We start from the raw sequence: 22,893 nt of genomic DNA on the forward strand, positions 1-22,893 counted from the left end.
CCTACCCCGAGATCCGGATGCCGGGGTTGACGCCCCAGATGGCCAAGGTCATGAACAGGTCCGCGAAAACGACCACGATGATGCACATCTTGATTGCGCGACCGGCCGCGACACCCACTCCCTCCGGACCGCCGGAGGCGAAGAAGCCGTAGTAGCACTGGATGAAGGTGGTGATCGCCACGAAGATGATCGCCTTGAGCAGCGAGTACAGCACATCCGTCGGGATCAGGAACTGATAGAAGTAGTGCTGGTAGGTGCCACTGGCGGTACCGCCGAGCAGCTGCACCGTCACCGAGCAGGAGATGTAGGCCATCGCCAGCCCGAGGCAGTACAGGGGAAGGATGGTCACCATGGCGGCGATCATGCGGGTGCTGACCAGGTAGGGCAGTGGTCGGATGGCCACGGATTCGAGCGCGTCGATCTCCTCGGAGATACGCATCGCACCGAGTTGTGCGGTGAACCGGCAACCCGCCTGCGCGGCGAAGGCCAGCGAGGCGAGCAGCGGACCGAGCTCACGAGTGGTAGCGAAGGCGGAGATGGCGCCGGTGATCGGGCTCAGGCCGAGCAGATCGAGCGAGGTGTAGCCCTGGATGCCGACGGTCATACCACCGAACGCGCTCAGAATGAGCACCACACCGATCGTTCCACCACCGACGACGAGGTTGCCGTTACCCCAGGTGACGTCCGAGAGCAGTCGCCAGACTTCCTTCGGGTACTGCTTGAACGCCAGCGGCATCGAGCCGACCGACCGCAGGAAGAAGAAAACCTGGTGTCCGAGCCGGGCAAGCATATCCACCGGGGCATTGGCCGCGGCGCGCAGACGCTGCAGCGGTCGCAGCAGCGGAGGCGTATAAGTCGCGGACACCGATCACACCACCTGCGGGGGGAACACGGTGTTGTAGATCTGGGTGAAGATCACATTCACTCCGAACAGCATCACCGCGGACATGACCACGGCGGTATTGACCGAGTTGGCGACACCGCCCGGGCCGCCACGGGTGTTCAGCCCGGTGTCACAGGCGATGATTGCGGCCAGTAGTCCGAACAACGTCGATTTGATAAGTGCCACAAGCAAATCGAGCGTGACGGCAAACGATGCGAAGGTGTCGATATAGGAGCCCGGGGTGCCGCCTTGGGCGAAGATATTGAATACGTAGCCGGTGAGAAACCCGACGAAGACCACGAATCCGCACAGCAGAAAGCTCACCAGCATGGCCGCGCCGAGTCGAGGAGCGACGAGCCGCCGCATCGGATCGACGCCCATGACTTTCATGGCGTCGATCTCTTCGCGAATGGTGCGGGAACCGAGATCGGCGCAGATGGCCGAACCGACCGCGCCGGCGATCATCAGCACGGTGACCAGCGGCGCGCCCTGCTGAATGATGCCGAGGCCGTTCGCGGCGCCGATGAACGAGGTGGCGCCGACCTGCTGCGCGACCGCACCGACCTGAATCGAGACGATGACGCCGATCGGGATGGCGACCAGCAGTGTCGGTGCCGCCGCCACGCTGGCCATGAATGCGCATTGCCGGATGAACTCGTCGAACGGGAACCGTCCGCGGAAAATACTCACCGCGAGCTCGGTAACGGCTTCGACGCCCATGGTCATCTGACGCCCGAGCGTCTCCAGTGACTTTTTGGGGTGATCGCGCCAGTAGTCTTTCGTCCACTCCATCGCGCCGTTCAACCGCGAAGCTGTCGGTGGACTCTTGGTCGACTGCACTGACTAACCCCTCTCGACGTCGGTTACCTACCCCGACGACTCGTTTGCTTGAGGCACCTTACTACGTAGTAGTGCGGAACACACCATAGACACGTGATTGCAGTCATAGATGCTTGTCACCATGTCTGGTGGTCATTGAGTTATCGCCTTGATGTCGGGATGGATCCCAATGACTTACCTGCAGAACCGCGGTAAACATACATCTGACCGGGGAACTTTTGGGTGCCGCCACGAGTAATAGAATCGATATTTACGGAATCTCCTCATAAAAATTGGAAGGGCGGTCTGCCATCGTCACTCGACCGATACGCGAAAAGCCATGGACGGTTATAGCGGTCGGCTATTCTTCCTGGAATATGGGTCGATGGATTCACGTATCATCCGCCGAACTCATAGGTAACCAGGATCCGGCGAACTCACCGGTAACCGCGGCTGAGGACGCGCACGTGTGGCGATACTGACAGGATGGGGTTCCGCACTGGCTCTCATGCGGGCTTCCGACGTCTGGAGGGACATGTTCAGCACATTCGCCAAGGCGGCCAAAGCCGTCTTCGCCCTGGCCCTCGGCACGGCCCTTGTGGGCACCGGGGCCGGCGCCGCCCAGGCCGCCCCGGCCCCCGTGATCGGCGGCGGTTCCGGGATCATCATCGACGATATGTTCGAGTGCACGGTGACCACAGTGGGGCACGATTCCGCCGGGCGGCTGATCGGTTTGACCGCCGGACACTGTGGCGATCCGGGTGCCCAGGTATACGCGGAGGCCAACCGGGGCTACGGCCAGATCGGCACCTTCGTCCACTCCGATCACCAGTTGGACTACGCTGTCATCCAGTTCCAGCCCGACCGGATCACACCGGTGAACCGGATCGGCAATGTGACCATCACCGGGGTGGGCGAACCGCCGCAGTTCCCGATGATCGTCTGCAAGGAAGGCCGCACCACCGGCAACACCTGCGGCCCGGTCTGGGGCGATGTCTTCGACACCAACTACGAAACCTGGTCTCAGATGTGCGTGATGGAGGGCGACTCCGGCGCACCGGTGGTGGTCGGTACCACCCTGGTAGGCATGGTGAACGCCTATCTGGCGATCGCCTGCTTCGGCCCCCAGGTGGGCACCAATATGTCGGCGATCTCCGCCGATATGAACAGTCGCGGCGACATCGGCGCGGGCTACCGGCCCATCTGACCCGGCCGGTCGTACCGACCTCGCGGAATCGAAGGGCGCAACGGTGAGTGGGCGGCGATACGCCCACTCACCGTTCTTTTCGGAACAAAGCCCTTTCGGAAATCCGGCTTCGAACCACCGGATATTCGCAAAATCCTCCGCCAACGGCGCGGAACTCAGAACTCCTCGACGCACACCACGAAACGGCGCTCATCGTATACATAGCCTGCGCTGCCGGTACCGCAGGCGCTGACACTGTCGGCGTTCCGTTCGATCGAGACCACCTTGACCCCCTCCACGGCCTTCTCGGTGCAGTCGATGCGCTTGGGGTCCTCGCCGCCGACATCCATACAGCCGCCCACCACCCAGTCGATATCCAGGCACAGTGCGCCCTGCTCGACACCGTTGAGGCTTTCGGCATAGTAGTTGTCGGCGTCGCCCACACACTGCGAACTCCGCCCCGCCTTGCCGATGACCTTGTAGTTCGAGGCCCGGCTGCCGCAGGACGCCTTCTCGATGGTGGCATTGGTGGTGGTGCCGCCCAGGGTGACACAGTCCCCGATCTCGGCCTCGAAATCGGTCGCCCCACCGCTGTCGGTCGACTTGGGGATGGTGGGCTGCGACGAGGACCTCGGCGCGCCGGTCGAGTCGATGGCACTGACGGTTCCGTCCTCGAGCGCGGGCTGCGCCTTCCCTTCGATCTTGGAACTACAGCCCGTGAGCACGAACACGGCCGCCGCCGTGATCCCGGCACACACCGCCATGGGATGAGATGAAGTCCAACCGGACACGCACAGTCCTCCCGATCCGCAACGCCGAACCCCAGCCCCTACCCGAATCAGAAGTTCAACCACAGCACTACTCGAAATACCACGCAATGCATACACCATGCGCCGCTCGGCCGTCGACCCGTGCGATGTGCGGAAGTGGTCCCGAACCGTTATCGGAGTGAGAAGCGCCTCACCATTCGATCACCGCCGGCAAATCCGAGGCCGGAGAGGAGACCGTACAGTGACATATCTCACCAATGGGTTTGGCAAGCAAAGCCGACGGTTTCCGGCAGGCCGGGGAAAAGCGGGCCCCGCGTGCCGGGTGACCGGCGAATTCTACGCAACCCGCCACCGGCCCGTACCCGAAACAAGCCAGAGCACGGGCAATGCATATCGGCTATTGACCTGGATTCGGGGGTAGCCCGCCCGGACCGGATTCGGGTAGGAATGGTCGGCGGAGTGGTAGGCGCGTGAGCAAATCGAGCTGTGCACCACGGCACTCGATTCACAACCGCCGGTCGGGGCCACTCCTGGAGTCGTGCCGCGAACCGACTCCAGATCTCCGTCAGGGGCTCACCGAGCTGAATGAGCACCTGGAGCAGCCGTGTGCGCGCACCGGTCCGGGGATCCCCCGCAAGCTCCGTGAACGCGGAGTGCTCCATAGGACGCGGCGCCGGGCCGCTGGGATGTCGCGTCCGAGAGTTGAACGGACGAAGAACGTATATGTATGTCGCCAAGAACACCGAGTCGCTGCCGACCCGTCGTCGGGGTACGCGGCGGCTACGGCAGGGTCTCCTGCTGACGGCCGCGATCGCCGCGGCGGGCACCCTGGTCACCGCTCCGGCCTATGCCATACCCGGGCTACCGGATCTGCCCACCGGCTCCGCGGGTATCGCCGAGCCCGCACCACCGCAGGCGAACTTCGCCCCGCCCGCCGTCAACCCGTCCGAGGGCGAGACGGTGGGCGTGGCACAGCCGATCATCATCAACTTCAAGGAACCGGTGTCCGACCGGGCCACGGCCGAACGGGCCATCAAGATCACCTCGTCGAACCCGGCGCCGGGGCACTTCTACTGGTTCGGCAACAAGCAGGTGCGCTGGCGGCCCAGCGAATTCTGGCCGGCCGAAACCGACGTGGTGGTGGAGGCGGGCGGCAGTCGCAGCGCCTTCCATGTCGGCGAGGCACTCATCGCCACCGCGGACGACAGCACCAAGACCATCACCATCACCCGTAACGGTGAAGTGGTCCGCACTATGCCCACCTCCATGGGCAAACCGGGCCACGAAACCCCGAACGGCACCTACATCGTCGGCGAGAAGCGGCGCGAAATGGTGATGGACTCCTCCACCTACGGTGTCCCGATCGATGACCCGGAGGGATACAAGCTCGACGTCGAATACGCCACCCGCATCTCGAACAGCGGTATCTTCGTGCACGCCGCCCCCTGGTCGGTGGCGCAACAGGGCGTGTCCAATGCCAGCCACGGCTGCCTGAACGTCAGCACCGACGACGCCAAATGGTTCTTCGAGAACTTCAAGAAGGGTGACGCGGTGGTCGTCCAGAACACCGAGGGCGGCACTCTCAATTACCAGGACGGTCTCGGCGACTGGAACGCCTGACCGGCCGTGATCTCGTGACAACGGCGGTGCGTCCCACTCCGGGACGCACCGCCGTTCATTTCTCCGGTTACCAGATCTTGACGCGTTCCTCGGGCGGCAGGTAGAGCGCGTCGTTGGGGGTCACCTCGAACGCCTCGTGGAAGGCGTCGATATTGCGGACCACCGCATTGCAGCGGAACTCCGGCGGCGAGTGCGGATCCACCGCCAGCCGCCGCACGGCCTCCTCGGGCCGCACCTTGGTCCGCCAGACCTGAGCCCAGCCGAAGAAGACCCGCTGCAGCCCGGTCAACCCGTCGATCACCGGTGGTTCGGCACCGTTGCGGGAGATCCGATACGCCTCCAACGCGATGGACAGCCCGCCCAGGTCGCCGATGTTCTCACCGATGGTGAACTCACCGTTGACGGTGTGGTCATCGGACAGATCCTTGGGAGAGAGCCGATCGTACTGGGCGATCAGTGCCCGAGTGCGTTTACCGAACTCGGCCCGGTCGTCATCGGTCCACCAGTCGACCATATTGCCGTCGCCGTCGTATTTGGCGCCCTGATCGTCGAAACCGTGCCCGATCTCGTGGCCGATCACCGCACCGATCCCGCCGTAGTTGACGGCATCGTCGGCGTTCATGTCGAAGAACGGCGGCTGCAGGATCGCCGCCGGGAAAACGATCTCGTTCATGCCCGGGTTGTAGTAGGCGTTCACCGTCTGCGGGGTCATGAACCATTCGTCCCGGTCGACGGGGCCACCGAGCTTGTTCAGGTCCCGGTCGTGTTCGGCGGCATACCCGCGACGGTAGTTGCCCACCAGATCGGTGGGATCGATCCGCACTGCGGAGTAGTCGCGCCAGCGGTCGGGGTAGCCGATCTTCGGGGTGAACCTCTCCAGTTTCGCCAGGGCGGCCTGCCGGGTATCCGGGCCCATCCAGTCCAGCCGGGCGATATTGCGCCGGTACGCCTCGCTCAGATTCTCCACCAGTTCCACCATCCGCGCCTTGGCTTCCGGCGGAAAATGCTCGGCCACATACAGTTTGCCGACCGCCTCACCGAGCAGATCCTGGACCAGCGAGACACCGCGCTTCCAGCGTTCCCGATTCTCCTGGGCGCCGGTCAGGGTGCGGCCGTAGAAGCTGAAGCTCTCCTCCACCAACGCTTCGGTGAGCAGGGACGCACGTGCCCGCAGCACCCGCCACAGCAGCCAGGTCCGCCAGTCCTCCAGGGATCCGTCCGCCCAGGTTCGAGCGAAAACCTCGAGATAGTCGGGCTGTCGGACCACCAGTTCGGCGAACAGCTCCGGCCCCTCGGCGGTGACGCCCTCGGCCAGACCGCCGACCCATGCCGGCCAGTCGAACTGGGGATGGGCGGCGGCGAGTTCGGCGAAAGTGGTGAGGTTGTAGCCGAGTTCGGCATCGCGTCGCCGCACCACGTCCCAGTGGCCGGCGGCGAGCTTACGTTCCAGGTCGAACACCCGCTGCCCGACCGGCTCGGTGGGCAGCAGGCCGGCGGTCCGGGAATCGGCGGCGGCCAGGGCGAACATACGGTCGATATGGGCGATGTACTCGGCGCGCACCTCGGCATACTCGTCGTCCCGGTAGTAGGACTCGTCGGGCAGACCGAGCCCGGATTGGGTCGCGTTGATCAGATAGCGCTGGGAATTCTTGTCATCGGTATCGACGTAGATCGCCACAGCACCGCCCACCCCGGTCCGCTGCAGGCGGCCGAGCAACCCGGCGAACCCGCCGCGGTCGACCCGCGCGACCTCGGCGAGCTCGGACAGCACCGGAGCCAGACCGGCCGATTCGACCGTGTCGGTGTCCATGAAGGACGCGTACAGGTCCGCGATCTTGCGCGCATCGCTGCCCGGTTCGCCCGCCGCATTGCGGATGATCGCCTGAACATCCAGCTCCGCCTGGTCGTAGAGCTTCCGGAAGGCGCCGTCGAGGGCGCGGTCGGCCGGGATCTCGTGGGTATCCAGCCAGGCACCGTTGACATGCGCGAACAGATCGTCCTGAGCCCGGATGGCCGGGTCGGTATGGGACAGATCAATACCGGAGGGTCTCGTCAGTTCGGAAGTCACGTCCACCAGTATGCCGGTACGCGCAACGCGGGCGCCCGCGCTCTCGGTCGGCCGGGATATTCGGCCCGGCGAACCGCGGAGAAGATCCCGCTCCGAAAACCCGACACCACCTCCAGGGAGGCATCGTCACTGTGACGATTCGAGCGGATGCTCCGCTCAGTTCAGAGAAACACTGTAACGGTCCTCGATGCGCTGGTACCAGTCGTCCTGACACTTCTGGGCCGCGCTCTGATCGCTACCCGCGCGGTTGAGGCACTCGAAGAACTCCCGCCCGCCCGTGTTGTTGTAGACATTCACCGTGAGCACAAGCGCGACGACGGCACCGACCAGCGACAGCAGCCCAAGAACCAGTCCGATCATCGCCATGACACCGCCGGACGCGCTACCCCGGCGCACCCGGAGGAAAGCGATCAGACCGAAGACGACGGCGGCGAGGCCGAACAGGATACCGCCGATCACGGTCCAGAAGCCGAACAGCGCGATGATGCCGAGCACCAGGGCGGTGACCGCCATACCCTTGCCCCTGCGGGGCTCCTGCCAGGCAGGCCTACCAGGGGTGCCGAACGTTTCTGGGGGCGGTGGCGTCGGATAGTTGTCGACCGGCGGATATCCGGACATCGAACTTCCTCTCCGCCCGTTACGGGGCCGCCAGACGCGCGTGCATCTCCCAGATCAGCACCTCCGACGGTACCCGCGCAGTGACGCGCTGACCGCCGGAATAGGTCAGTCGTACCGCATCACCTTCGTAGAGCGGGCCGACATCTTCCATCTCCACCTCGCCCCGGGCCACGAATACGTGGATATACGGCGCGTCGGGCAGTTCGATCGAGGAGACCGTACCGTCCTCGGCGGAGGACAGGCGGGCGACATGCAGGGCCGAATGGCTGCTGTGAATGGCGATCGCCGTGCGATCACGGTAGCGGGGCAGGCCGGAAGCCACGGTCACCAGGCCACCGCCGGCCAATTGATCATCGATTTCGAGCTGTTGATATCCGGGTTCGACACCCGATTCGTCGGGTAGCACCCACATCTGCACGAAATGGACCGGTTCGTCGTGCTCGGGCCGATTGCCGTCGAGTCGCCAGGAGTCGTTCTTCTCCGAGTGCAGAATTCCGGTGCCCGCGCTCATCCGCTGCGCCAGGCCGGGGTAGATGACCCCGCTGTGACCGAGCGAATCCTGGTGTACCAGGCTGCCCTCGAGAACCCAGGTGACGATCTCCATATCACGGTGTGGGTGAGTTTCGAAACCTTGCCCCGGGAGAACGATATCGTCGTTATTCACCAGCAACAATCCGTGGTGAGTGTTTTCCGGATCGTAGTGCTGTCCGAACGAAAACGAATGCTTCGAATCGAGCCAGGAGACGCGCGTTTTCAGACGATCGCCGGCGCGATGGACGTCGATATGCGGTGTGGCGAGCGTGGACATCGCGGACCTCCTCTCGGGCACGATTACTTTTCCCGTGTGGGAGTACCCGGCGCCGATACTCCACATCCCTAGTAAATTGTCTGCCCTCGGCATTTTACGCGAGTGACCCGGGGGTGAACGGTAGGTGAGCATCACAGGCCGTAATGGGCGAATACCTGCACCATGGTACGAGAATGTGCGCCGAGGAAAGCAGGGAGGTGATCGTATGCGCCCCGAGGTACTCGCGCTTGTGGAGCAGCGGCTTCGCTCCGAGGCGCGACGGGACGGGATCACCCACTTCGTGATCGGGGTCGCGGTTATCCAGGCCGGGAAACTCCTGGTGGTACGCCGGGTACCCGACGACTATCACGGTGGCATGTACGAGCTGCCCGGAGGCGGCGTGGAATCCGGGGAAAGCTTCGCCGAGTGCGTGGCCCGGGAACTCTTCGAGGAAACCGGGCTGCGATTACGCGGTATCATCGATTTCCTCGGCGGCTTCGACTACGCCACCCGCACCAAGGCCAAGGTCCGTAAATTCAGCTTCCTGGTGGACGCCGAACCGGGCGATATCGCCCTCGCGCCCGGCGAGCACGACGACTTCGCCTGGATCGACGCCGAGGCCCTGGCACAGCTGCCGATGGCACCGGATATGCGGAAAGCCGTCAGTTCCCTGGTCGCCGATAGAATGCGTTGACTCCGCGGCGACGTATCACCGGCGGCCGGGTAGCCTCGCGACGTGGCCACGCCTTCGCCCGAACCGCCCGCCGCGGACCGCCTACCCCCCGCCGGGCACGGGCCGGTGCCCTGGCGCACGGCATTGCGCGCTCCCGGCATACTGCGACTCACCCTGGTGCGGTTCACCGGCCAGTTCGGCGACGGTGTTTTCCAGGCGGCACTGTCCGGAGCGATTCTGTTCAATCCCGAACGGGAAACCGACCCACCGGCCATAGCCGCGGGTTTCGCGGTGTTGCTGCTGCCGTATTCACTGATCGGACCCTATGCGGGCGCCCTACTGGACCGCTGGGACCGGCGGCTGGTGTTCCTCCTGGCGAACCTGCTGCGTGCGGCGTTGATCGTGGTGGTGTGCGTGGGTCTGCCGGCGGGAATCGATGAGAAGCCGCTGCTGCTGCTCGCGTTGGCCGTAGTGGGTATCAGCCGGTTCATCGCGGCCGGGGTATCGGCGGCGTTACCCCGGGTACTGGCCCAGCAATGGCTGGTACCGGCCAATTCCGTACTGGCCACCGCGGGCTCGGGATGCGCCGCCGCGGGAGCGGCGCTCGCCGTCGCCGTGATCGGGATAATCGGGGCGGGCGATACCGCCTCGGCGGTTGCGGTGGCCATCAGCGCGGTCGGATCCGTGGCGGGCGTGCTGCTGGCGGCCGGATTCGCGCCGCACGCGCTCGGGCCGGACTCGGTGCGTGCCGGCACGGGCAATGCCGTGCGCGCCATCGCGTCCGGACTGCGTATCGGCGCGGCCGCGGTATGGGATTCGGTCGCGGTGACCACCGCCATGCTCGGAATCGGCGCGCATCGCATCGTATTCGGCGCCAACACTCTGATCATGGTGCTGGTGCTGCGGCAAGCGCCCACGGACGCCTCGGCGATGGGCAGCGGGTTGGTCGGCTTCGGTGTCGCCATCACCGCGACCGCCGCGGGCATGCTGGTGGCGGCGCTGATCGCGCCCTTGCTCATACCGCGTCTGGGCCGACCCCGCATGGTGGTGGCGGGGCTGGTCGTCGCGACGGTGGTGCAACTGTGCCTGGTGACCCCCACCGCGCTGGCCGATTCCGAGCGCGCCGCCGAGCGGGCACACCAACTCCTGCTCGTCGCCGCGTTCCTGTTCGGGCTGGCCGGACAGACGATCAAACTCACCGGTGACGCGACCATGCAGATCGATATCGACGATGCCCGGCGCGGCGAAGTCTTCGCGCTGCAGGACACGGTGTTCAATATCGCGTTCGTGCTGGCCGTCGCGGTGACGGCGCTGGTGATTCCGGCCGACGGACGGTCGATGGGGATGGTCGTGGCCGGTGCGGTCTGCTATCTCGTCGGGATTGTCGCCATCGCGGCGAACAGCAGGCGTGCCCCGCATATCCACGGCAATGGCCTCGGGCATCGGAGGAGCTCGCGAGGTGAGCTCTGATACCTGTCTGCCGGGCTCTGTCCGTAATCCTCGGGCGGGCGCGGAGAGAACCCGCGTAAAACCATCTCCCCGTTGTCGAATCCGGTAGGTTCTAGCCCGGAATACGGAATCGACAGGGGGTTGAGGATCATAACTGGGACAGTCACACGTCGCCGATGCCGACGCGTGCCGATAATCACCCGATCTTCGCTGTCCGGTGCCCTGTTGCCGGTCTCCGGAACGGTTGCGGCAGCGTCCTATACCGCTTTCCGACCGAGCGGTGAGAGGCCCGGTCGCCCCGCGCTCGCGCGATCGGCGCTCGCACTGGCCGGTGCGATTTTCGCGGGCCCGCTCATCGTGCCCCTCCCGGCCCATGCCGCGCCGCATCCGTGGGCACCTCCTCCGGTGAACAGTTGTGGAGAGACCGGTTTCGACCCCCTCGCGCGGGGACCGGACCCGTCGGCGCCGCCCCTGCCGCCGATCCCGCAGCTGCCGCCGCAGATCGATATTCCGGTACCGATACCGATACCCACACCGGTCCCGGTTCCGGACCCGCCTCAGGACAACACCCGAATCGTGCCGGAGCCGCTGCCGAACGACCCCTGCCGGAATCCCTGTCCGGACATCCGTGACAGCGAGAAACCGAAAGCTGCGGAACCGGGTGGCGAACCATCCGCGAAAACCGAATCCCACTCCCACACCGGTTCGGCGTCCGGCAGCGGTACGGGCTCCGGCTCCGGCAGCGGCTCCGGAGAGCCGATCGAACTGCCCCGGGTGGCGTTCAAACCGGAGATCGAACCCATTCCCATCCCGGTGCCGGGTGGCCCGGGTGAGGAACCGCGACCCGCACCGCCGCAGGTGGTACACCCGGCCGAGCCGGGCCCGCTCGCACCGCCTGTGGTCGCATCACGCGTGGAATCGGTGCGGCTTGTCGAACAACTGACCGGACGCGGTTCGCAGAACCGGACCGATATGCGCTGGCAGGTCGACGGAACCGATCTGGGCCTCATATGGGAAACGCGGCCGGGGGAGGTCGCGGTGGTCTTCGGTGACACCTTCGGCAAGGGGTGGGGTCCCGGAGGCGCGGGCGGCGAGGACGAGGACTGGCGTTCCAACGTGCTCGGCTACAGCACCGACCGCGAGCTATCCGACGGGATGCGGCTGGACACCATGGTGCAGGACAGCCGCTGTCACGCCGCCGAGTTGCTGGACAGCCGCAAGATCAAGAACTGGGAGACCACCACCATTCCGACCTCCGGTTTCGCTCTCGGCGACCGGCAGTATCTGAGCTATATGTCGGTCAACCGCTGGAGCCGTATCCCCGGCCTGTGGTGGACCAACCACGGCGGTATCGCCTACTCCGACGACAACGGCAGCACGTGGGTCAAGGACCCGCATGCCCGTTGGGAAAATTTTTTCGGGTTGGGACGCTTCCAGGTGGCGGCCATGGTGCCCCACGGCGGGTACGTCTACATGTTCGGTACGCCCAACGGACGCATCGGGGTGATCGGCTTGGCCCGGGTACCCACGGACGAGGTGCTGAACAAGTCGGCGTACCAGTATTGGGTGGCCGGAGAATGGGCGCCCGCGGCGGAAAACCTCGCGACACCGCTGGTGCCCGGGATCGCAAGTGAGTTGTCGGTGCAATTCGATTCCGAATCGGGGCAGTGGCGAATGGTGTATCTGGATTCCGCGCGCGGCGCGATCGTCCTACGCACCGCCGCGGAACCGCAGGGCACCTGGTCCGAAGCCGTACCTGTGGTCTCCACCAGCGACTATCCGAAAGCATACGGCGGATTCATCCACCCTTGGTCCACCGCACAAGACCTTTACTTCACGCTGTCCGCGTGGGACTCCTACAACGTGTATCTCATGCACGCGCAGCTGAGGTCCGTCCGGTGAGTATGCCGTCCCAGGGCACCGTCCTCGGCGCAAACGCGTCGATCGGTCCGAAGTATCGTGCACACTGTGATCGAATCGCCGACCACCGACACCGCGGACAGCACCGAAACCGGCTGGCAGTTCTGGATCGACCGGGGCGGCACCTTCACCGACGTGGTGGCCCGCCGACCGGACGGCACACTGGTCACGCATAAACTGCTGTCGGAGAATCCGGCACGGTATGCCGACTCGGCGATCGCCGGAATCGACGAGATCCTCGCCGCGGAATCCGATACCGACCTCCGGTCCGAGCTACCATGTATCGACACCGTCCGAATGGGCACCACCGTCGCCACCAATGCGCTGCTCGAACGCACCGGAGAACGCACCGCCCTGGTGGTGACCCGCGGCTTCCGCGATGCCCTGCGAATCGCCTACCAGAACCGGCCGCAGATCTTCGCCCGCGAGATCATATTGCCGGAACTGCTGTACGAACGGGTACTAGAGGTCGACGAGCGGGTAGCGGCGGACGGTACCGTGCTCACCCCGCCGGATCTCGAGTCGCTTGCCGCCGAGTTGCAGCAGGTGTACGACAGCGGTATCCGCACGGTCGCCGTGGTGTGCATGCACAGCCACCTCTACCCGGCACACGAACAGCAGATCGGCCGGTTGGCCGAACGTGTCGGGTTCACCCAGATCTCGCTGTCCAGCGAGGTCAGCCCGCTGATGAAGCTGGTCCCGCGTGGCGATACCACCGTGGTGGATGCCTACCTCTCACCGGTACTGCGCCGCTATGTACAGCAGGTGGCCGACCGGCTCACCGGGGTGCGGCTGATGTTCATGCAGTCCAACGGGGGACTCACCGAAGCACACCACTTCCGCGGTAAGGACGCGATCCTGTCCGGCCCGGCGGGCGGCATCGTCGGTATGGTCCGAATGTCGCAACTCGCGGGATTCGACCGGGTAATCGGCTTCGACATGGGCGGAACCTCAACCGATGTCTCGCATTTCGCGGGCGAGTACGACCGGGTGTTCACCACCCGGATCGCCGGTGTGCGGTTGCGTGCGCCGATGCTCGATATCGATACCGTCGCGGCGGGCGGTGGGTCCATCCTGCACTTCGACGGCAGTCGCTACCGTGTCGGCCCGGATTCCGCGGGCGCCACACCGGGGCCGGCGAGTTATCGCGGTGGCGGACCATTGACGATCACCGACGCCAATGTGATTCTCGGCCGAATCCAACCCGAATACTTTCCCAGGGTTTTCGGACCGGACGGCGACCAACCGCTCGACGACACCCTGGTGCGCCGGCGGTTCGCCGAACTCGCAGCCGAGATCGGCGCACACACCGGCGACGATCGCACGCCCGAGCAGGTCGCCGAAGGATATCTGCACATTGCGGTGGCCAATATCGCGGCGGCCATCAAACGGATCTCGGTACAGAAAGGACGTGACGTCACCGGATACGCGCTGACCACCTTCGGCGGGGCGGGCGGCCAGGTGGCCTGCGCGGTGGCCGACTCGCTGGGTATACGTACTGTGCTGGTCCCACCCGTGGCGGGGGTGTTGTCGGCACTCGGTATCGGGCTCGCCGACACCACAGCCATGCGGGAACAGTCCGTCGAGCTGATTCTGGCCGACGATGCCATGGCGCGGGTCGCCGATATCGCGGCGGGGCTGGAATCCGCCGCCCGCGCCGAACTGACCGCCGAGAACATTCCCGATCACCGGATCCGCGTGGTGCACAGGGCTCACCTGCGCTACGACGGCACCGATACGACCCTCCCGGTGGAGGTGACCGAACCGGCGCGGATGACGGCGGATTTCGTCGACCGGCACCGTGCCACCTTCTCGTTCGTGCTCGACCGACCGATTGTGATCGAGGCGCTCTCGGTGGAGGCGACCGGGCTGACCCCGCAACCGAAATTGTCCGGCCTGACCTCCGGCTCGGCGGATCCGACCGGGCCGGTCACCGTGCGGCTGCACACCGAAGGTTCGTGGCATGAGGTACCGCTGCATCGGCGCGAAGGCCTGAAACCCGGCATTACCGTGTCCGGACCCGCCATCATCACCGAAGCGAACGCGACAACCGTCGTCGACGACGGATGGCAGGCCACGGTGCACGATATCGGGCATCTGGTACTGGAACGTACAGCGGCGACAGCCGGCCCGCGGGCGAATACCGCGGTGGACCCGGTGCTGCTCGAAGTGTTCAACAACCTGTTCATGTCGATCGCCGAGCAAATGGGAGCACGCTTGGAGGCGACTGCACAGTCGGTCAACATCAAAGAGCGTCTGGACTTCTCGTGCGCGCTGTTCGATCCGGAGGGCAATCTCGTCGCCAATGCTCCCCATATCCCGGTACACCTCGGATCCATGAGTACCAGCGTCAAGGAGGTGGTTCGGCGGCGTGAAACCCTGCGTCCAGGTGACACCTATGCGGTCAACGACCCTTATCACGGCGGCACCCACCTGCCCGATATCACGGTGATCACGCCGGTTTTCGACAGTGTAGGCACACAGATCCTGTTCTATGTCGCCTCCCGCGGCCACCATGCGGAGATCGGCGGGATCGCGCCCGGTTCCATGCCCGCGAACAGTCGACGAATCGAGGAAGAAGGGGTGATCTTCGACAACTGGCTGCTCGTCGAAGGAGGCCGTTTCCGCGAGGAACAGACCTACCGACTGCTCACCGAGGCGCTCCACCCCTCCCGCAACCCGGCCACCAATCTCGCCGATCTGCGTGCGCAGATAGCGGCCAATGCCAAAGGGGTCGACGAGGTCGGCAAGATGATCGAGCATTTCGGGCTCGATGTCGTGCAGGCGTATATGCGCCATGTCCAGGACAATGCCGAGGAGGCGGTGCGACGGGTCGTCGACTCGCTCGGCGATGGAGAATGCACCTACGAAACCGACCTGGGCGCAATAATTCGCGTGCGGATCACCGCAGACTCCGACACCCGCAGCGCGACCATCGACTTCACCGGCACATCGGCACAGCTGCCAGGGAACTTCAATGCCCCGTATGCGGTGGTCAACGCGGCCGTACTGTACGTGTTCCGCACCCTGGTGGCCGAGGACATCCCGCTCAACGACGGGTGTCTACGGCCCTTGCGAATCATTGTGCCGGCCGGGTCCATGCTCGCACCCGAACCACCCGCGGCCGTGGTCGCGGGCAATGTCGAGACCTCGCAGGCCATTACCGGTGCGCTCTACGCGGCGCTCGGCGTACAGGCCGAAGGGTCGGGCACAATGAACAATGTCACCTTCGGCAACGACCGATTCCAGTACTACGAGACCATCGGTTCCGGGTCGGGCGCCGGCGACGGATTTTCCGGTGCGTCCGTTGTGCAGACCCATATGACCAATTCCCGACTCACCGACCCCGAGGTGCTGGAGTGGCGGCTGCCGGTGCTGTTGGAAGAGTTCTCGATACGCACCGGCAGCGGCGGCAAAGGTCGGTGGCGTGGCGGCGACGGCGCGATACGGCGCCTACGCTTCACAGAGCCGGTGACCGTCTCCACCCTGTCCGGACACCGCAGGATCCCACCCTACGGGATGTCCGGCGGCGCGCCGGGGGCATTGGGCGGCAACAGGGTCGAACGATCGGACGGCACCGTGGTTCCGCTGGCCGGTGTGGACACGGCCCACTTGGAGCCCGGTGATGTCCTGATTATCGAGACACCGGGTGGTGGCGGCTACGGCCGGCCGAACGAGACCGCCGACCCATCGGCGTAATCGGCACGACCTCGGGCACGCCCGACACGCACCACCCGCAACCAGGTGGCGGACATCGCACGTCCGACGGATGGTCTGCGGGGCGGCCGGCCAGTACGCTCGAAACGATAATGGCCGCGTATTCCGATCCGGGGTCGGGTCCCTCACCGAATCCCCTAGACCTGGGAAAACGGCTGTTCAGGCCTGCCTGGCCGGAACAGTGGCTCAGCTATACCATGGCCTGGCTGGACCCGGTGGCCGATCTGGGCGCCGGAACCGTGACGGCACTGCTGCCGGACACGTTGCTGACCATGCTCAGCGAAGGCATTCTGAGCAGATTCGCCGGCCGGGAGATCAGCGCCACCCTGCTCGGGCACGAACTCACCGGCACTCTGTCGGCGCTGAAGGTGCGCCGCCGCGGTGCGCATTTCCAGGTCGATTCGACGCTGTCCGGACTGCTCTGGGACGAGCACCCCATCGAGGAGGTCACCCTCGTCGGCCACGGAGTGCGGCTGACCCCCGGTATGCCGACAAAGATCCGAGCCACCCGCGTGGAGATCACCGGCGCGGTCACCATCGCGGCACTCGTCGAATGGCTCGGCACCCGCGAGGGGGAATGGCTGCTCGCGGTCGCGGAGAACGGACTCGTCCGCGCCGTGCACCGACGCCGACGGATCAAGGCACTGTTGGACGCGTCGATCACCGACAATATGCTGCGGCCGAATGTGCACAGAGTCACCTGGTGGGGCCTGCCGCTGCCCCGCCGGCTGCGCACGGTCACACCGACCCCGCTGCCCGACCTGCCGCGCGGCGCCATCGTCCGGTACGCCGCGCGGGATGACGAACGGATCCGGTTCGAGATCGAGGTACCGGATGTCAGCGGGTCGTTCGACCTGGCCCAGATCCGCTCGGCGATCGTCGCGGGCACCACCTTGATCGTGTTCTGACCTCGGGACGCCCGTAGGTGGTCAACGCCTGCCGCTCCACCATTCGAGCAGCGCCTTCTCCGCCTCTTCCCGGGTGAGCGGACCGCGGTCCAGGCGCAGTTCCTTGAGATAGCGCCACGCCATGCCCACCTCCGGTCCGGGCCGCAGACCGAGCAGCTCCATGATGGCGTTACCGTCCAGGTCGGGTCGGACCCGGTCCAGATCCTCCTGCTGCTGCAGTTGCTCGATCCGGGCCTCGAGCTCGGCGTAGGTTCGGCGCAGCGCGGCGGCCCGGCGTTTGTTGCGGGTGGTGCAGTCGGCGCGCACCAGTTTGTGCAGCCGCGGCAACAACTCCCCCGCGTCGGTGACATACCGGCGCACCGCCGAATCGGTCCACTGCCCCTTGCCGTACCCGTGGAAGCGCAGGTGCAGGAACACCAGTTTCGCGACATCCTCGGTGAACTGCTTCGGATACTTCAGCGCCCGCATCCGTTTGCGCACCATTTTCGCGCCCACCACCTCGTGATGATGGAAGCTCACCCCACCGCCGGGCTCGTTGCGTTTGGTGTCCGGTTTGCCGACGTCGTGCAGCAGCGCGGCCCAGCGCAGCACCAGGTCCGGATCGCCCTCCTCCTGGTCTATGGCCTGCTCCAGGACCGTCAGCGAATGCCAGTAGACGTCCTTGTGCTGGTGGTGCTCATCGATCTCGAGCTTCATCGCGGGCACCTCGGGCAGCACCCGCTGGGCGAGGCCGGTCTCGCACATGACGTTGATGCCGTCGATAGGATGCGCCCCGGCGATCAACTTGTCCAGTTCGGTGCGGATCCGTTCCGCGGTGATCCGATCGATTTCGCCGACCATCTCGGTGATCGCGGCGCGGACCCGCGGATGCAGGTCGAATCCGAGCTGCGAGACGAACCGGGCGGCGCGCAGCATGCGCAGTGGGTCGTCGTGGAACGAGTCCTCGGGCGCGGCCGGGGTGTCCAACACCCCGGCCAGCAGGGCGTCCATCCCGTCGAGCGGATCGACGAACTCCAGCGCGCCGTCGGCCGCGATCCGCACGGCCATGGCGTTGATGGTGAAATCGCGCCGGACCAAATCGCCTTCGAGGGTGTCGCCGAAGGTGACCTGCGGGTGCCGGGACACCCGGTCGTAGGCATCGCTGCGGAAGGTGGTGATCTCCAGCTGCTGATCGGCCTTGGCGGCACTGACGGTGCCGAAGGCCAGACCGCCGGTGTCCCACAGCTGATCGGCCCAGCCGCGCAGCAACTGCTGCACCTGCTCGGGACGGGCATCGGTGGTGAAATCGAGATCGGTGCCGAGTCTGCCCAGGATGGCGTCGCGCACACTGCCGCCGACCAGGTACAGCTGGAACCCGCGCGCCGCGAACAGTTCGCCCAGCGGTGTCAGCACATCGGAGAGCCGGCCCAGCGTGATCGCGGCCGCCGCGAGCAAACGGGTACGTCGATCCGGCACGGCGTCGGAGGACTCGGTCGATACCACGAACGAAGACATTACCGAGGCAGGGCAAGCCGTATTCCGCACCGGTCCCCGACGTCCGGCACAACCCACGGCGTGGATGGGGGAGATTTGGCTCTAGTATTACGTAGTGTCTCCGGCCGATCGCGCGAACAATCGACGTCGCCAACCCCGGCGCCGCGGTTCGGCCGGTAACGCGGCGAAACCGCGTATGCGCACGGTCCGCGAAACCTCGGCGGGAGGACTGGTCGTGGACGGCCTGGACGGCCCCCCGGAGCAGCGCGCCGCCGCGCTCATCGGCCGCACCGACCGACGGGGTCGTCTACTCTGGTCGCTGCCCAAGGGACATATCGAGGAGGGGGAGACGTCCGAGCAGACGGCGATCCGAGAGGTCGCCGAGGAGACCGGGATCCATGGTGTGGTGGTCGCCGAGCTGGGCAGTATTGACTATTGGTTCGTCACCGACGGTCGGCGGGTACACAAAACGGTGCATCATTTCCTATTGCGGTCGGTCGGCGGTGAGCTGTCCGACGCGGATGTGGAGGTCACCCAGGTCGCCTGGGTGCCCCTGAGTGAACTGGACAGCAGACTCGCCTACGCCGACGAACGACGGCTGGCCGAGGTGGCGAACCGCCTGATCGACCGGATGGAGACCGGCAAGAGATGACGCGTGGACTGAGTCGGATCATCCTCGTGCTCCTGACCGTCCTCGGCCCGACGGCAGCAGTACCCGCACTGACCGGACACCCTGCGCAGGCCCAACCGGTCGGATCCGGTGATACCTCGGCGCCGAAGTTCCTGAAGCTGTCGGTGGACTCGGTGACACCGACCGCGGTGAGCACGGTCAGCGACCCGGTGCTGACCGTATCGGGGACCGTCACCAATATCGGCGACCGAATGGTCGACGATGTGAGCATCCGGCTGCAACGGGCACGGCCGGTGGGGGAGCCGAGCGAGTTGCGCACCGCGCTGCGGCTCGACGAGGTCAACTACGAGATCGCCACGCCGTTTCAGGACATCGCCGAACAGCTGAGCCCCGGCGGGCGGCAGCAGTTCACACTCAGTGTTCCGCTGCGTTCCACCGGAGAGCCGTCGCTGCGGATCTCCGAGACGGGTGTCTATCCGCTGCTGCTGAACGTCAACGGCGTACCGGACTACGGCGGTCAGGCGCGGCTGGACGATGCCCGGTTCCTCCTGCCCGTCCTCGGACTGCCGCCGGCCGAGGGAGCCGCGCCGGTGGCCCCGCCCACGGCCGCACCGGTGGTCACCACGCTGCTGTGGCCCCTGGCCGACCGTCCGCGGCTGGTGGCCGGTGTTCCGGGAGCGGTACCCGCCGAGGTGGAGCTGACCGACGACGAACTGGGCGCCGCGCTCGCCAAGGGCGGGCGGCTCGACCAGCTCCTCGCCGCCCTGGAAACCACATTCGGCTCCGAAACCGACCGCGACCGGGGCGCGGCCTCGGCGGTGTGTATCGCGATCGATCCGGACCTGCTGCTCACCGTGCAGGCCATGACCGGTGGTTACCGTGTGCTGGCCAGCCCATCCGACCCGGACGGGGCCACTCGGGAAGGCAGCGGCGCCGAACACGCCCAGGCCTGGCTGAACCGACTACGCGCACTCGCCTCCTCGATGTGCACGATCGCCCTGCCGTTCGCCCAGGTCGATCCGACGGCATTGGCCGCGGTGAACGATCCCGCGCTCACCGCGCGCACTCTCGACGCGCCCGCCGAGGTGGTCGATTCGATTCTGGGTATCACATCGGTGCGTGGGGTGAGCGTGCCCGATTCGGGCAGTATCGACGACAACGCCGCCCGCATGCTCCGGGAACACGATTTCACCACCGCGGTGCTGGCGGGCAACGCGACAGCGCCCGAGGGAGCGCCCGCGGACGCGATCCTGTCGGATAATGAGACCGCCGGCGGTTCGACCGGCACCGGCGCCGTACCCGACCTGGTGCGGCTTCCCGGTATCACCGTGTCGAACACCGCGGAAACCGCACCACCCGCCGTCGGTCCCGGGCCGGGCGATCGGGCGTCGACCGGCCGATCCGAGCCCACCACCGATCCCGCGCTGCGGGTGGCGACCTTCGACCTCTGGTCCGCGACAGCGCTGGCGGCGGTGGGGTCCAACCCGCCGACGCCCTCGTACACCCCCGACCCGGCCCGTTACGAGGTAACCAACGACTCCCGCGCCGCCCGTCTACAGGATGCCCTCGGCGCGCTGTCCTGGACGGCGCTGAACCCCCAGGTCCCCCGGCCCCGGTCGCAGCTGCTGATGCCGCCGCAACAGTGGGGCGCCAATCTGGAGGAGGCGACCGCGCTGCTGAACCAGGTGCAGCTGCTGTTCCAGCACGGACTGGCGACACCGCGCAAATTCACCGACCTGCTCGCCCAACAACCCGACCCGGCGCCCTATCGGCTCGCCTATCTCGCTCAGGCCGCCTACGATGCCGTGCCCGGCCATCTGGCGGCCCCCGTCCGTGACCAGTCCAACCGTGTCACCCAACTGCTGCGGGCCATGGTGGAGGTGCCCCAGGCCGAGCTGACGCCGCGGATGTTCATGGGCCCCCTGCGCGACGACCTGCTGCGCGCGCTGACGCTGTCCGACCGGCGCGGCCGAGAAACCACCCAGGCCGAGGTCTTCGCGCAACGACGGATCAACCAGGTCACCGATGCGTTGGACGAGATCTACCGATCGGTGACGGTGCTCCCCCCGGGCGGTGTCTACACCCTGGCCTCCGAGCAGAGCCCACTGCTGCTGGTGGCGCGCAACGACCTGCCGGTCCCGGTGCGCATCCGGTTTCGGATCGACGCCCCCGCGGAAACGAAGATCACCGATATCGGAGAACAGCAGTTGCCGCCGCGGGGTACTCGCTCGTTCCAGATCCCGACCGAGGCCAGCGATAGCCGGAAACTGGTGATCCCGATTTCGCTCACCACCCCCGACGGGGTCGCACTCGGCAACGCCACCTCGGTATCGGTGCGTTCCAACGCCTACGGCCAGACACTGGCGATCATCACCGCATGCGCGGCGGTACTGCTGCTCCTGCTGGCCGGGCGCCGGCTGTGGCGGCGATTCCACGGACAGCCGGACCCCGCCGACAAGGGCATCGATCCGGGCGTACGACAGCGGGTCAACCGGTACGGCCGGGCCCGCCGCCGGCTCGGCCGCCGCCAGAACCGGGAACCACCGCAGCCGGGCGACGAGGCGCGGAAGTCCGCACCCGAACCGGTCCGTCCACCCGAACGCGTCTGATCCGCCCGAGCACCGGGGCCGTGGGCCGCATGAGGCAGGACGACACCGGTGGTGAGCAGCGCGAATCGCCGCGGTCGGATAGGGGAGGATGACCCGTGGTAATACCCCATGGAAGATGGAGAGTGTGCGCGGGACGCACCGCCCTCCGGTAGGCGGGCGAGCGTGGTACTCGCCGCGCATACGAGCACAGACGGACGTGGTAGACCGAACACCTCGCCCCGCACGGCACGGGCGAGGTGTTCGCTGCGACACAGCGGACACCAGGCAAACGGGGCCCGGGGCGATACAGGAGGCATGATGAGCGACGATGATCCTTCCGCTCATCGGCAACGACCTGGACGACGTCCCGACGGTGCTCCTGCCCGTCGGGCCCCTCTGGCACCGTGGGAACGCGTGCAGCTACCGCCCGGGGAACCTGATATGAGCGGCGAGCAGAACAGCGGGTTTCACGGAGATATCGGCATGGGAGACGGCGCCGACACCCCGCGTGAACCCGCGCCGCAATTGCGGAGGATGAACCCGCCGGCCGCCGGACCCCCGCCTCCGGTACAGCGCATCCCACCGGCGCAGCGGCCCGTCCACCCGGACTCCGGCGTACACCCCGGAGAGAGCCGTTACGCACCCGCGGAGCCGCCACGGCCGGCGTCTCTGCCCCGACCGGCACCCCCGGGGCGCGCCGGCCCGCCAACCGGATCGCGTCCGAGCGTGCTGCCGGCCCGGCGCCCGGGCCCGACGCCCGGAGCCGAACCGGCCGGGCCACCT

Annotated in this window: 16 protein-coding genes; 9 read left to right on the forward strand and 7 right to left on the reverse strand. The window is 66.3% G+C overall.

The genetic code is table 11. The annotated features are described in order from the left end of the window. Nucleotide 1: 1 nt before the first annotated feature. On the reverse strand, nt 2-865 hold the full coding sequence (locus tag ON20_RS25325; RefSeq protein ID WP_040839274.1) for an ABC transporter permease: 864 nt from the start codon (nt 863-865) through the stop codon (nt 2-4). Between the two features lie 3 nt (nt 866-868). Beyond that, nucleotides 869-1,675 carry an MlaE family ABC transporter permease gene (locus tag ON20_RS25330; protein ID WP_245547477.1) on the reverse strand — a complete coding sequence of 269 codons (807 nt, stop codon included), beginning with the start codon at nt 1,673-1,675 and terminating at the stop codon, nt 869-871. A 562-nt stretch (nt 1,676-2,237) separates the two neighbouring features. On the opposite strand from ON20_RS25330, the gene ON20_RS25335 reads away from it, so the two are divergent. Continuing rightward, the gene (locus tag ON20_RS25335) at nt 2,238-2,909 is read left to right on the forward strand and encodes a S1 family peptidase (RefSeq protein ID WP_083865214.1); all 672 of its coding nucleotides are present in this window, start codon (nt 2,238-2,240) and stop codon (nt 2,907-2,909) included. A 155-nt stretch (nt 2,910-3,064) separates the two neighbouring features. Here the strand turns inward: ON20_RS25335 and lppU are convergent, their stop codons facing one another. Then, nucleotides 3,065-3,652: an LppU family putative lipoprotein gene (lppU, locus tag ON20_RS25340; RefSeq protein ID WP_040839278.1), complete on the reverse strand. Its 588-nt coding sequence runs from the start codon at nt 3,650-3,652 to the stop codon at nt 3,065-3,067. 729 nt (nt 3,653-4,381) lie between these two features. Between lppU and ON20_RS25345 the strand changes: the two genes are divergently transcribed. Then, entirely contained in the window at nt 4,382-5,278 is an 897-nt protein-coding gene (locus ON20_RS25345; RefSeq protein ID WP_051163282.1) for a L,D-transpeptidase, read from the forward strand. A gap of 67 nt (nt 5,279-5,345) precedes the next feature. Here the strand turns inward: ON20_RS25345 and ON20_RS25350 are convergent, their stop codons facing one another. From ON20_RS25350 to ON20_RS25360, 3 genes are all read right to left on the reverse strand, one after another. Further along, entirely contained in the window at nt 5,346-7,355 is a 2,010-nt protein-coding gene (locus ON20_RS25350) for a M13 family metallopeptidase (protein WP_438803439.1), read from the reverse strand. Nucleotides 7,356-7,502: 147 nt separating this feature from the next. Next, complete coding sequence (locus ON20_RS25355; RefSeq protein WP_040839279.1) at nt 7,503-7,859, reverse strand: DUF4190 domain-containing protein; 357 nt, start codon at nt 7,857-7,859, stop codon at nt 7,503-7,505. Nucleotides 7,860-7,983: 124 nt separating this feature from the next. Further along, the gene (locus ON20_RS25360; protein ID WP_040839281.1) at nt 7,984-8,772 is read right to left on the reverse strand and encodes a pirin family protein; all 789 of its coding nucleotides are present in this window, start codon (nt 8,770-8,772) and stop codon (nt 7,984-7,986) included. Between the two features lie 205 nt (nt 8,773-8,977). Between ON20_RS25360 and ON20_RS25365 the strand changes: the two genes are divergently transcribed. The 5 genes from ON20_RS25365 (at nt 8,978) to ON20_RS25385 (ending at nt 17,418) form a co-directional block, all read left to right on the forward strand. Beyond that, nucleotides 8,978-9,445, forward strand: coding sequence for an NUDIX hydrolase (locus tag ON20_RS25365; RefSeq protein WP_040839283.1), 468 nt, complete (start codon nt 8,978-8,980; stop codon nt 9,443-9,445). A 105-nt stretch (nt 9,446-9,550) separates the two neighbouring features. Beyond that, entirely contained in the window at nt 9,551-10,894 is a 1,344-nt protein-coding gene (locus tag ON20_RS25370; RefSeq protein ID WP_051163305.1) for an MFS transporter, read from the forward strand. A 303-nt stretch (nt 10,895-11,197) separates the two neighbouring features. Next, entirely contained in the window at nt 11,198-12,775 is a 1,578-nt protein-coding gene (locus ON20_RS25375) for a glycoside hydrolase family 183 protein (protein ID WP_051163308.1), read from the forward strand. Nucleotides 12,776-12,844: 69 nt separating this feature from the next. After that, complete coding sequence (locus tag ON20_RS25380; protein ID WP_051163310.1) at nt 12,845-16,492, forward strand: hydantoinase B/oxoprolinase family protein; 3,648 nt, start codon at nt 12,845-12,847, stop codon at nt 16,490-16,492. 110 nt (nt 16,493-16,602) lie between these two features. Next, complete coding sequence (locus ON20_RS25385) at nt 16,603-17,418, forward strand: hypothetical protein (protein ID WP_040839285.1); 816 nt, start codon at nt 16,603-16,605, stop codon at nt 17,416-17,418. Nucleotides 17,419-17,439: 21 nt separating this feature from the next. Here the strand turns inward: ON20_RS25385 and ON20_RS25390 are convergent, their stop codons facing one another. After that, nucleotides 17,440-18,912 carry a CCA tRNA nucleotidyltransferase gene (locus ON20_RS25390; protein ID WP_040839287.1) on the reverse strand — a complete coding sequence of 491 codons (1,473 nt, stop codon included), beginning with the start codon at nt 18,910-18,912 and terminating at the stop codon, nt 17,440-17,442. Nucleotides 18,913-19,006: 94 nt separating this feature from the next. Between ON20_RS25390 and ON20_RS25395 the strand changes: the two genes are divergently transcribed. Both ON20_RS25395 and ON20_RS25400 read left to right on the forward strand, forming a co-directional pair. Further along, nucleotides 19,007-19,543 (forward strand): NUDIX hydrolase, encoded by a 537-nt coding sequence (locus ON20_RS25395; RefSeq protein WP_040839289.1) that lies wholly within the window; start codon nt 19,007-19,009, stop codon nt 19,541-19,543. Then, nucleotides 19,540-22,131: a DUF6049 family protein gene (locus tag ON20_RS25400; protein ID WP_245547478.1), complete on the forward strand. Its 2,592-nt coding sequence runs from the start codon at nt 19,540-19,542 to the stop codon at nt 22,129-22,131. Before ON20_RS25395 ends, ON20_RS25400 begins: the two co-directional genes overlap by 4 nt. The last annotated feature ends 762 nt before the right edge of the window (nt 22,132-22,893 follow it).

It is taken from the genome of Nocardia brevicatena NBRC 12119 (assembly GCF_000308495.1).
GTDB classification, from domain to species: Bacteria; Actinomycetota; Actinomycetes; order Mycobacteriales; family Mycobacteriaceae; genus Nocardia; species Nocardia brevicatena.